This window comes from Janibacter sp. LM, from assembly GCF_039631275.1.
Lineage (GTDB): Bacteria > Actinomycetota > Actinomycetes > Actinomycetales > Dermatophilaceae > Janibacter > Janibacter terrae.
On the sequence record NZ_JBDIVG010000011.1, the window covers coordinates 57,915 to 68,840 of the forward strand.

10 protein-coding genes and 3 tRNA genes are annotated in these 10,926 nt (G+C 71.0%); 4 read left to right on the top strand and 9 right to left on the bottom strand.

What is annotated here, in order from left to right; genetic code table 11:
• Positions 1-14: 14 nt before the first annotated feature.
• On the bottom strand, positions 15-1,340 hold the full coding sequence (locus ABC138_RS07320) for an acyl-CoA dehydrogenase family protein (RefSeq protein ID WP_169702079.1): 1,326 nt from the start codon (positions 1,338-1,340) through the stop codon (positions 15-17).
• Positions 1,341-1,593: 253 nt separating this feature from the next.
• Here ABC138_RS07320 and ABC138_RS07325 point away from each other — a divergent pair, with 253 nt between their 5' ends.
• Positions 1,594-3,435 (top strand): phosphoenolpyruvate carboxykinase (GTP), encoded by a 1,842-nt coding sequence (locus tag ABC138_RS07325; RefSeq protein WP_068329487.1) that lies wholly within the window; start codon positions 1,594-1,596, stop codon positions 3,433-3,435.
• A 137-nt stretch (positions 3,436-3,572) separates the two neighbouring features.
• Here the strand turns inward: ABC138_RS07325 and ABC138_RS07330 are convergent.
• Positions 3,573-3,645 (bottom strand) — tRNA-Arg (locus ABC138_RS07330).
• 159 nt (positions 3,646-3,804) lie between these two features.
• Here ABC138_RS07330 and ABC138_RS07335 point away from each other — a divergent pair.
• Positions 3,805-4,533: a response regulator transcription factor gene (locus tag ABC138_RS07335; RefSeq protein WP_068329444.1), complete on the top strand. Its 729-nt coding sequence runs from the start codon at positions 3,805-3,807 to the stop codon at positions 4,531-4,533.
• Complete coding sequence (locus ABC138_RS07340; RefSeq protein ID WP_345913133.1) at positions 4,530-6,008, top strand: HAMP domain-containing sensor histidine kinase; 1,479 nt, start codon at positions 4,530-4,532, stop codon at positions 6,006-6,008. The genes ABC138_RS07335 and ABC138_RS07340 overlap by 4 nt, the downstream gene beginning before the upstream one ends.
• Before the next feature lie 55 nt (positions 6,009-6,063).
• Here ABC138_RS07340 and ABC138_RS07345 read toward each other — a convergent pair.
• The 5 genes from ABC138_RS07345 to ABC138_RS07365 all read right to left on the bottom strand — a co-directional run bounded on the left by ABC138_RS07345 (position 6,064) and on the right by ABC138_RS07365 (position 8,831).
• Positions 6,064-6,153, bottom strand: a tRNA-Ser gene (locus tag ABC138_RS07345).
• A 56-nt stretch (positions 6,154-6,209) separates the two neighbouring features.
• On the bottom strand, positions 6,210-7,682 hold the full coding sequence (locus ABC138_RS07350) for an LCP family protein (protein ID WP_082807777.1): 1,473 nt from the start codon (positions 7,680-7,682) through the stop codon (positions 6,210-6,212).
• Positions 7,683-7,791: 109 nt separating this feature from the next.
• Positions 7,792-7,995, bottom strand: coding sequence for a cold-shock protein (locus ABC138_RS07355; protein ID WP_068329438.1), 204 nt, complete (start codon positions 7,993-7,995; stop codon positions 7,792-7,794).
• A gap of 235 nt (positions 7,996-8,230) precedes the next feature.
• Entirely contained in the window at positions 8,231-8,674 is a 444-nt protein-coding gene (gene aroQ, locus ABC138_RS07360; RefSeq protein WP_068329430.1) for a type II 3-dehydroquinate dehydratase, read from the bottom strand.
• 70 nt (positions 8,675-8,744) lie between these two features.
• Positions 8,745-8,831, bottom strand: a tRNA-Ser gene (locus ABC138_RS07365).
• Positions 8,832-8,928: 97 nt separating this feature from the next.
• Here ABC138_RS07365 and ABC138_RS07370 point away from each other — a divergent pair.
• Positions 8,929-9,258, top strand: coding sequence for a hypothetical protein (locus tag ABC138_RS07370; RefSeq protein ID WP_082817179.1), 330 nt, complete (start codon positions 8,929-8,931; stop codon positions 9,256-9,258).
• A 73-nt stretch (positions 9,259-9,331) separates the two neighbouring features.
• On the opposite strand, the gene cysE is transcribed toward ABC138_RS07370, so the two are convergent.
• Together cysE and cysK are read right to left on the bottom strand one after the other, a co-directional pair.
• Entirely contained in the window at positions 9,332-9,928 is a 597-nt protein-coding gene (gene cysE / locus ABC138_RS07375; RefSeq protein WP_068424260.1) for a serine O-acetyltransferase, read from the bottom strand.
• 2 nt (positions 9,929-9,930) lie between these two features.
• Positions 9,931-10,857 (bottom strand): cysteine synthase A, encoded by a 927-nt coding sequence (cysK, locus tag ABC138_RS07380; protein ID WP_068329422.1) that lies wholly within the window; start codon positions 10,855-10,857, stop codon positions 9,931-9,933.
• Positions 10,858-10,926 lie beyond the last annotated feature (69 nt).

Sequence of the window (10,926 nt, forward strand, 5' to 3'; positions counted from 1 at the left end):
GAAGGGGGGCGCGCTCAGACGAGCAGCGTGCCCTCGAGGACCCCGGCGCCCCGCAGGTCGCGGTACCAGCGCTCGTTGTCGAACTCCTTGACGAAGCCGTGGCCGCCGAGCAGCTGCACGCCGCTCGAGCCGATCCACGTGGCGTGGCGGCTGACGAGGCTGCGGGCCTGGGCGATCTCGGCGGAGGCGTCCTCACCGCGGTCGAGGCGGGCGGCGGCCTTCCAGACGACGAGGCGCAGGCCGGCCAGCTCGATGGCGATGTCGGAGACGGTGAAAGCGACTGCCTGGCGGTACCCGATGGGCTCGCCGAAGGCCTTGCGCTCCTTGACGTACCCGCTCACGTGGTCCAGGACCGCCTGCGAGGTGCCGACGGCGGCCGCGGCCCACGCCAGACGCGCCCGGCGCACGGCATCGGCGTGGTCCTCGGTGGTGCCGAGCAGGTCGGACCGCGGGACGCGTACGCCCTCCAGGAAGAGGCGCGCGGTAGTGGCGGCGCGGACACCCATGGCGGGGTCGTCCTGCGTCTGCACGCCCTCGGTGCCCGGCGTGACGATGACGAGACGGGGCTCGCCGTCGATCGCCGCGGAGACGACGAAGAGGTCTGCGGCGCTCGCCCCGGGCACGATCGCCTTGATGCCGTCGAGGACGATCTCGTCGCCCTCGACCCGACCGGTGGTCCGCAACGCGAAGGGGTCGAACAGCGGCTGCGGCTCGTGGAGGGCGAGGGCTGCGGTGGGCGGGTCCTCGCTGGTGAACTCGGGCAGGTAGGTGGCCTGCTGGTCGGCGTCGCCGTAGCTGGCGATGGCCGTCGCGACCGCGGCGGGGGCCATGATCGCGGTGGTGATGCCCATGTCCCCGCGGGCGAGCTCCTCCAGCACGATCGCGCCGGTCACGGCGGAGCGCTCCTCGGCGATGCCCTCGAGCTCGGCGGGGACACCGAGGAGGTGCAGGCCCATCTCGGCGGCCGCGGTGCGGACCTCGGCGGGGATGGTGCGCTCGGCGTCCGCCTGCGCCGCCGCCGGCCGGATGACCTCGTCCGCGAGCTCGCGCGCGACGCCCTGGATCATCCGCTGGTCCTCACTGGGCGTGAGGTCGAACAGGGCCCTGGGCTTGGCCGGCGCGACGCGCGCGGGGTCGCCCGCTCCCTGCCGCTCGGCGAAGGCCCGCCCGGCGGCGGTCTGGGCCTTGAACCCGGTGACGGCGCCCTTGTACAGGTACCGCTCGACCTTGGCGCGCACCTCCTTGTCCTTCAGGCCGGGGAGACCGCCGGCCTTGGCGATCAGGCGCAGGCCAAGTCGCTGGCCCTTGTCGGCCAAGGACATCGAGTCGGTGGAAGCCATCTGGGTGATTCCCCTTCGCGCAGGTCGTGGGTGGTGCGGGAAAGTGTGCGGTACCGACGGTACCTGCTACAGGTGGTATCGGTAAACCCGTGGGTCACTACGGGTCGAGGGCGCGTCGGGGGCGTGCGTGAGATCACCCCCCGCCCCGCAGGCCCTCCCCCTCTGCCCGGTCACAGGGCGGTAACCTGCCCGCAACCGGGAGAACCCGCGAGGGACCGCCCGAACACCAGAGCACGTGAGAGGGAAACACAGCATGGTCGACGTCGACGCCGCGCTTGACGCGTCAGGTCTCACCAACGAGGCCGTTCGCGAGTACGTGAAGCACTGGGCCGAGATCACCCAGCCGGACAGGATCGAGGTGGTCAGCGCCGCCGACGACGACCGGCTCATCGCCGAGGCCGTCGAGGCCGGCGAGCTGCTCCCCGCAGGCGAGGGCCGCTACTACTCCCGCTCCTACTCCAAGGACACCGCCCGCTCCGAGGAGCGGACGATCGTCGCGACGAACGACGAGAAGGACAAGGGCGTCTACAACAACTGGCGTCCCGCCTCGGAGATGAAGGCGAAGCTGACCGAGCTCATGCGCGGCCAGTCCAAGGGCAAGACGATGTACGTCCTGCCCTACCTCATGTCCCCCAAGGGCAACGTGCTCGCGCAGTGGGCCACCGGTGTCGAGCTCACCGACTCCCGCCCCGTCGTGCTCCACATGATCCGCATGTCGCGGGTCGGCCTCGAGCACGTCAACGACCTGCCGGTCCAGGACGACTTCGTCCGCGCCGTCCACGTCACCGGCGACCTCGAGAACCTCGGCCAGGGCACGCCCGACGACAAGCGCTACTTCGTGACCGTCGCCGACGAGCGCACGATCCTGCACTTCGGCTCCTCGTACGGCGGCAACGCGCTCCTGGGCAAGATCGCCCACGGGCTGCGCCAGGGCGCGTACGACGGGTGGGCGACGAAGAAGTTCCTCGCCGAGCAGTACATGCTCATCGGCATCTCCGACAAGCAGACCGGCAAGCGCTACCACATCACCGGTGGCTTCCCGAGCGCCTCGGGCAAGACCAACCTGGCGATGATGCTGCCCCCGGACGCACTCGGGGACCGCTACCAGGTCGACTTCTACGGCGACGACATCGCGTGGCTGTGGGTCGACGAGCAGACCGGCAAGCTCATGGGCATGAACCCGGAGTACGGCGTCTTCGGTGTCGCCAAGGACACCAACGAGACGACCAACCCGACCGCGCTGCACTCGGTCGACCCGGGCACGAAGGTCATCTTCACCAACATCGCGTACAACCCGAAGACCGAGGAGGTCTGGTGGGAGGGCCGCACGCCCGAGCCGCCGGCCGACGTCGACGGGTGGCTGGACTGGAAGGGCGAGGCGATCTCCGACCGCGAGCCGGGCGACACCTCGCCGTGGGCGCACCCCAACAGCCGCTTCACGACGACGCTGGCCAATGTCCCGAACGCCGCGCCTGACTTCGACGAGCCCGAGGGCGTCGAGATCGACGCCATCATCTTCGGTGGTCGCACGCGTGACCGCGAGCCGCTGATCCGCGCGATCACCGACCTCGCCGAGGGCGTGTACGACGGCCTGACGCTGGGTGCCGAGGCCACGGCCGCGGCCGAGGGCGTCGAGGGCCAGCTGCGCTACGACCCGATGTCCAACCGGCCCTTCATGGCCTACGGCGAGGGCGACTACGCGCGCCACTACCTCGACATCGTCGGTGCCGCCAAGAACCAGCCGCTCTTCGCGCACGTCAACTGGTTCCAGAAGGACCCGGAGGACGGTCACTACCTGTGGCCCGGCTACCGGGAGAACCTGCGTCCGCTCCTGTGGCTCATGGCTCTCAAGGACGGCGAGGTCAAGGGTCGCCAGACGCCGGTCGGCATCCTCCCGACGCAGGACGAGCTCGAGCTGCTCGGCCTCGACCTGCCGCAGGAGGACCTCGACCGCATCCTCGACATCGACGTGCCGCGCTGGCAGCAGGAGATGGGCTTCCGCGAGGCGCACCTCAAGGCCTTCGAGCGCCTGCCGGAGGAGATCTGGGAGGCCCACCGTCGCGTGGCCTCCGACCTGGACAACGCCCAGGGCTGATCCGCCCCACGCACCGACGAGGCCCCGCTCCCCTGACGAAGGGGGGCGGGGCCTCGTCGTGCACCGGGGACCGGAAACGAGTCAGGCCCTGCCGCGTTTCCGCTGGCAGGGCCTGTTCCGTCTGTCTCAACACAGAGTGCGCCCGAAGGGATTCGAACCCCTAACCTTCTGATCCGTAGTCAGATGCTCTATCCGTTGAGCTACGGGCGCTCTCCGCCGGGCTGTGCTCGGCGACAAGTGAAGAGAGTACCTGCTCGCTGCCGAGCAGCGAAATCGGCGCCACACGGCGCGCTGCTGGCCCCCTTCGTCCACAGCAGATGCACAGCGGACGCATGGCGGGCGTGTGGTCGAGCCCGGTTGGATGGGTCCATGACCGCCCGGACCGCGCCCTCGCTCACCCGACCCGACGGCTCACCCGTCCGGGTGCTCGTCGTCGACGACGAGGTCAACCTCACCGAGCTCATCGCCATGGCTCTGCGGTACGAAGGGTGGGACGTGCGGACCGCGGGCAGCGGCACCGAGGCGGTCCGCGCGGCCCGCGACTTCGGGCCGGACGCGGTCGTGCTCGACATGATGCTCCCGGACTTCGACGGCATGGAGGTCCTGCGGCGCATGCGCGCCGACGAGCCCGAGGTGCCGGTCCTCTTCCTCACGGCCCGCGACTCCGTCGAGGACCGCATCGCCGGGCTCACCGCGGGTGGGGACGACTACGTGACCAAGCCCTTCTCCCTCGAGGAGGTCGTCGCCCGCCTCCGGGCCCTCATGCGCCGCACGGCCGTGAGCACCGACGAGGGCTCGTCCCTGCTCGTCGTCGGTGACCTCACCCTCGACGAGGACAGCCGCGAGGTCGTGCGCGGCGGTGCCGAGATCGAGCTGACGGCGACCGAGTTCGAACTGCTGCGCTACCTCATGCGCAACCCTCGGCGGGTGCTGTCCAAGGCACAGATCCTCGACCGCGTGTGGGACTACGACTTCGGCGGGCAGGCCAACGTCGTCGAGCTGTACATCTCCTACCTGCGCAAGAAGGTCGACGCCGGGCGTGCGCCGATGATCCACACCAAGCGCGGCGCGGGCTACGTCATCAAGCCGGCGTCGTGACGCCCCTTCCGCTCGAGGCGCTGCGCCACCCTTCCGGCTGGACGCTGCGGGCCAAGCTCGTCGCCTCGGTCCTCCTGCTCTTCCTCGCGGTCACCGCCCTCACCGGGGCCCTCACGGGCCTCGCGGCCCGCCAGTACCTCACCCAGCAGGTCGACCAGGACCTGCGCGACGCGTCGGGACGCCTCGTCGGGGCGATCGACGGGACACAACCGCCGCTGCCCACCGGACCCAGCGGCGGGCCCCCCGCAGGCAGCGGAAACGCGGTGCTGCACCTCGTCCTGCGGGACGGCGCCGTCGTCGTCGACGAGCGCGGTGACGAGCTCAACTACGCCGTCAACACGCGCGGGGCCAACGACTCGCTCGACGCCGAGCAGGTGGCCCGGCTCAACGCCGCCGACCTCGGGGCGCGGCCGAGCACCGTGGACCTCGGCGGCGACATCGGCCCCTACCGTCTCGTGTCCGTGCGTACGCGCGACGGGTGGACCGCGGTCACGGGTGTGCCCGTCGGACCCATCGACACGACGGTCCGCGCGATGGTGCTCATGGTCGCCGGCTCGAGCCTCATCGGGCTCGTCGGCGTGTGGGTCGGCGGCACCTACCTCGTGCGCCGCAACCTCCAGCCCCTCGACCGGGTCGCCGGCACCGCCCGGCGGGTCTCCGAGCTCGAGCTCGACGCGGGCGACGTCTCGCTCGCCGAGCGCGTCCCCGACGTCGACCCCCGCACCGAGGTCGGGCAGGTCGGGCTGGCGCTCAACTCCATGCTCGACAACGTCGACGGTGCGCTGCGCGCCCGGCAGGAGTCGGAGACGCGGGCCCGCCAGTTCGTCGCCGACGCGAGCCACGAGCTCCGCACCCCGCTGGCCTCCATCCGCGGCTATGCCGAGCTCTCGCGGCGGGAGCCCGAACCGGTCCCCGAGGGCGTGGTCCACGCGCTGTCGCGGGTCGAGTCGGAGGCGCTGCGCATGCAGGCGCTCGTCGAGGACCTGCTGCTCCTCGCCCGCCTCGACACCGGGCGGCCGCTGGAGCGCGAGAGCGTCGACCTGACGATGCTCGCGCTCGACGTCACCGGGGACGCGCGCGCGGCCTCCCCAGCACACCGCTGGGAGCTCGACCTGCCGTCGGAGCCGGTGGAGATCGTCGGTGACCGGGACCGGCTCCACCAGGTCCTCGCCAACCTGCTCGCCAACGCGCGCACCCACACGCCGCAGGGGACGACGGTGCGGACCTCCCTTCGCCGTGAGGGGGACCGCGTGCTCGTCGCGATCGCCGACGACGGACCCGGGATCCCGGAGGACCTGCGCCCCGACGTCTTCGAGCGGTTCACCCGGGGCGACGACTCGCGCCAGCGGGCGTCCGGGAGCACCGGGCTGGGGCTGTCGATCGTGCGGGCGGTGACCCGCGCCCACGGTGGGTCGGTCGAGGTCGAGTCCCGCCCGGGCCGGACGGTCTTCACCGTCTCGCTGCCCGCAGGCTGAGGGTCAGGGGACGACGCAGCCCCCGCGCCGATGGGCCCGGGGGCTGCGTCTGCTGCGGAGGCGGAGGGATTTGAACCCTCGATGGGCGGTTAGCCCAAACCGCATTAGCAGTGCGGCGCCATAGACCGGACTAGGCGACGCCTCCAGACAACCCGGACAGAGTATCTGCCGGGCGGTCGGGCCTCCAACTCGGGTCCCGGTTCAGGCGCAGATGTCCTCGGACGCCGCCCGGGTCTCGACGGCGGTCGGGGCGGCCGGCGCGCGGACGGTCGCCTCCGGGATCGGTGCGTCGCCGAGGCGGTTCGGGACCTCGCGGGCGTGGCCGGAGCCGGCCCCGAGGACCACCTGGACGCTGCCGCGCTGCTGCCCGGGCTCCACCTTGAGCTTGGCGCCCGGGTACGCGGCGGCGACGGTGCGCGCGGACTCCGTGTCCCCCTTCGCGTGGCGGACGAGGACGCCCGTCGTCCCGGACGTCGGGGCGAGGTCCGCGACGGTCGCGGTGAAGCCCTGCACCTCGAGCGCGGCGACCTCCTGCCGGGCCAGCCCGGACGCCCCGGTGTCGTTGACGACGCTCACGGCCACGGACGAAGGGGGGACCGTGAGCGGACGCTGCTTCGTCGTCCTCTTCTCGGCGCCCGGCAGGGGGGTGTCGTCGCGGACCGCGGCCCACAGCTCGTCCGAGGCCTCCTCGCGCCACTGCACCCGGTTGGGATCGGCGGGGTACGGCTCGGTGGGCACGGTGACGAAGACGAGCTCGTCGGTGCCGAGGTCCTTGAGGCTGGTCGCGATGGACGTGAGGCGGGAAAGCCCGAGGCGGTCGTCTGCGGTCATGGACCGGGTCGCGGCATTCAGGAACCTGTAGAGACGGTCGGGGCGCAGCAGCAGCGAGGTGTCGGTGGCCTCCTGGGCCATCGAGGACATGAAGGCCTGCTGCCGCTTGATGCGCTGCAGGTCGGAGCCGTCGCCGAGGGACTTGCGCATGCGCACGTAGCCCAGCGCCTCCTTGCCCTCCAGGCGCTGGCGGCCGGCCTCGAGATGGATCTGGGCGTCGGGGTCGTCCACCGCCTCCGGCAGGCAGACCTCGACGCCGCCGAGTCCGTCGACCATCGACTGGAAGCCGCTGAAGTCGATGACCGCGACGTGGTCGACGTAGATCCCGGTGAGTCCCTCGAGGGTCTTGACCGTGCACGCCGGTCCGCCCTGGTTGAAGTTGTCGTTCCACCGGCGGACCTCGCCGTCGGCGACGGTCGATGCGGGGTCGTCGCAATCCGTGGGCGCCTTGGTCATCGAGTCGCGCGGGATCGAGATGACGTATGCGGACGAGCGGTCCGCGGAGATGTGCACGAGGAGGTTGGTGTCGGAGCGGGGGCCACCCTCGGCGGTCCCGACCCCGTACTCGGTCGTCCCGAGGCCCTCGCGCGTGTCCGAGCCGATGACGAGCAGGTTGATCGCGCTGTCGACGTCGGCGGGCCGCTGCGCGGACCCCTTGGCGATGTCGACCCGGGTGATGTTGTTGTTCAGCTGCAGGCCGACCGTGAGGCCACCGGCCGCCACCAGTGCGCCGACCGCTCCCGAGGCGACGAGCCCCCTGCGGCGGAAGGTTGCCCGACGAGCCTGGCGTGCCCGGCGCACCTGCGCGCGGGTGGGGTGGGGGCCGTGTCCGTCGGTGCTCATCGCAGCGCCACGATAGCGGCCCCGACGTGCGAAGGGCCCCCACCATCCGGTGAGGGCCCTTCGACGAAGCGGTGTTGTCACCGCATCAGGTCGTGCGTCATCGCGTCGATCAGACGGGGTGAACGCGCTCGGCCTGCGGGCCCTTGGGGCCCTGGGTGATCTCGAACTCGACGCGCTGCGCCTCGTCGAGCGACCGGTAGCCGGTCGTGTCGATCGCGGAGTAGTGAACGAACACGTCGGGGCCTCCGCCGTCCTGGGCGATGAAGCCAAAGCCCTTCTCAGCGTTGAACCACTTAACGGTGCCCTGTGCCATGAGGTGAAACTTCTTTCCTGTTGAACAATCCGGTCCCGCAGGTCGCGGTACCTTGTGCCAGCTGCAAAGCTCCCCTCGGCAGAGGTACACGCCTCTGGTAATACTGTGGGTCCGGCTGGCGGCCGCACCCAAATGCATCGTGCGAGAAGTTCTGTTGTGCAACTACGACATGGACGCTACCAGCAAAAGAGCGCAGGAGCATGTCCTCGGCCACAGGGCATCTGCACGAAGGGTCTCAGGAGCGGTGCCGGACCACCGCGTCGACGGCGTCCACGTACCCCTGGACGCCCCGCCCGACGATGACCTCGTCGGCCACGTCGCTGATGTAGGAGTGGCGGCGGAACTCCTCGCGCGCGTGGACGTCGGAGATGTGCACCTCGATGACCGGGGCCACGACCGCGGCGAGCGCGTCCCGGATCGCGACCGACGTGTGCGTCCAGCCGGCAGCGTTGAGCACGAGCCCGGTGCACGAGCGCCGGACCTCCTGGATCGCGTCGATGAGCACGCCCTCGTGGTTGGTCTGCCGGAAGTCGAGCTCCCAGCCCAGCTCCTCGCAGCGCGCGCGGCACAGGGCCTCGACGTCGGCGAGCGTCTGCGAGCCGTAGATCTCCGGCTCCCGCTCGCCCAGCAGGTTGAGGTTGGGTCCGTTGAGGACGACGAGGACGGGTCGGGCGCTCACGCGCGCAGCCTAGCCCCGGCCTCCTCACCCCATCGCGCAGACGTGGACGTCCCCGCGTGAGCCGAGCGCGCGGAGGGCGTGGGATTCGAACCCACGATGACGTTGCCGCCATAGCGGTTTTCAAGACCGCCGCACTAGGCCACTATGCGAGCCCTCCAGCCGCCGGGGACCCCGGCGAGCGAGACCACGGTAGGCCATGGGCCCAGTGGGTAGTGTCGGTGGTGAAGCCGACCAACAGATCGAAAGGACGTTAGATGTCGAAGATCTCCTTCCTCCTGGGAGCCGCCGTCGGATACGTGCTCGGTGCTCGCGCCGGCCGGGAGCGGTACGAGCAGATCCGCGCCGGGGCGAGCAGGGCGTGGCAGTCGCGGCCCGTGCAGAGCCAGGTGGCCACCGCCAAGCACACCGCCAGGACCAAGGCCGCCCCCGCGGCCCTCGACGCCGTGAGCTCCGCGGCCTCGGTCGCTGGCGACAAGATGCGCGAGGGCGCGGCCAAGATCACCGGCGACCCCCACCGTGATGTCGCGAGCAACCTCGAGGGCCCGTCGACCTACCCGCTCGGCGAGGGGCCGACGCCGTCCTGACGCACGTCCGGGCATGACGAAGGGGGGATCGCACCGGCCGGGTGCGATCCCCCCTTCGTCGTGCTGCGGAGGATCAGATGAAGATCGCCGGGTCCGCGTAGAACAGCTCCTCGGCGCTCGGCCCGCCGGCCTCCAGCTGGGGGAAGCGGTACTGCGCCGGGATGCCCGTCGCGACGGCCCCGGTCGGGACGTCCTTGACGACCACCGAGTTGGCGCCGACCTTGACGTTGCTGCCGACGTGGATGTCACCGAGGATCTTCGCGCCGGCGCCGACCATGACCTTGTCGCCGAGCGTCGGGTGGCGCTTGACCCGCTGGCCGGACGTGCCGCCCAGGGTCACCCCGTGGAAGAGCATGACGTCGTCACCGACGATCGCGGTCTCGCCGATGACGACACCCATCCCGTGGTCGATGAAGAAGCGTCGACCGATGTGCGCACCCGGGTGGATCTCGATCCCGGTCACCGATCGCGACACGTAGGCGAGGAGCCGGGCGGGCCACTTCCAGCCGGGTCGCAGCCACCAGCGGTGGGCGAGGCGGTGCAACCAGATCGCGTGCAGACCGGCAGAGGTGAGGAGCACGACCCACCGCGAGGTCGCGGCGGGGTCGCGCTCCATGGCCGCGACGAGATCCTCACGGATCGTGGCGCGGATCGGCAGGTGGGCGTCCACGGTCAGTCGACGAGACCCTCGAAGAGCGGGGTGGAGAGGTAGCGCTCGCCGAAGCTCGGGATGATGACGACGATCGTCTTGCCGGCGTTCTCCGGGCGGCGGGCCACCTGGTCGGCGGCCGCGAGGGCGGCACCGGAGGAGATGCCGACGAGCAGGCCCTCGTCGGTGGCCGCCTTGCGCGCCCAGTCGATCGCGGTGGGCGCGTCGATGTCGATGACCTCGTTGTAGATCTCGGTGTCGAGGATCTCCGGGACGAAGTTGGCGCCGAGGCCCTGGATCTTGTGCGGGCCGGGGGCGCCACCGTTGAGGATCGCGGACTCGGCCGGCTCGACGGCGATGATCTCGACGTCGGACTTCTTCGAGCGCAGGTAGCGGCCCGCGCCGGTGATGGTGCCGCCCGTGCCGATGCCGGAGATGAGGATGTCGACCTCACCGTCGGTGTCCTCCCAGATCTCCGGGCCTGTCGTCTTCTCGTGGATGGCGGGGTTGGCCGCGTTGGCGAACTGGCGGGCCTGGACCGCGCCGCGCTCGGCGGCGATCTCCTCGGCCTTCTCCACCGCGCCCTTCATGCCCTTGGGGCCCTCGGTGAGGACGAGCTCGGCACCGTAGGCGCGCAGGAGCGCGCGGCGCTCCTTGGACATCGTCTCGGGCATGGCCAGGACGACCTTGTAGCCGCGCGCCGCGCCGACCATCGCCAGGGCGATGCCCGTGTTGCCGGACGTCGCCTCGACGATCGTGCCGCCGGGCTTGAGCTCGCCGGAGGCCTCGGCCGCGTCGATGATCGCGGCGCCGATGCGGTCCTTGACCGAGCTGGCCGGGTTGTAGAACTCGAGCTTCGCGGCGACGGTGGCCTCGGACTCGATGATGCGGTTGATCCGCACCAGGGGGGTCCGGCCGACGAGCTTGGTGGCGTCTTCGTAGATGGGCAACGCGGGTCCTTCCATCGGATGGTCAGTGAGCCGCGGTGACCGCGGCTGCTCGTCCATAAAAACGAACGA

Bases quoted from the DNA above. Each gene is read 5' to 3' on its own strand.
- ABC138_RS07320 (WP_169702079.1), bottom strand. From the start codon at position 1,340: ATGGCTTCCACCGACTCGATGTCCTTGGCCGACAAGGGCCAGCGACTT.
- ABC138_RS07325 (WP_068329487.1), top strand. From the start codon at position 1,594: ATGGTCGACGTCGACGCCGCGCTTGACGCGTCAGGTCTCACCAACGAG.
- ABC138_RS07335 (WP_068329444.1), top strand. From the start codon at position 3,805: ATGACCGCCCGGACCGCGCCCTCGCTCACCCGACCCGACGGCTCACCC.
- ABC138_RS07350 (WP_082807777.1), bottom strand. From the start codon at position 7,682: ATGAGCACCGACGGACACGGCCCCCACCCCACCCGCGCGCAGGTGCGC.
- ABC138_RS07355 (WP_068329438.1), bottom strand. From the start codon at position 7,995: ATGGCACAGGGCACCGTTAAGTGGTTCAACGCTGAGAAGGGCTTTGGC.
- ABC138_RS07370 (WP_082817179.1), top strand. From the start codon at position 8,929: ATGTCGAAGATCTCCTTCCTCCTGGGAGCCGCCGTCGGATACGTGCTC.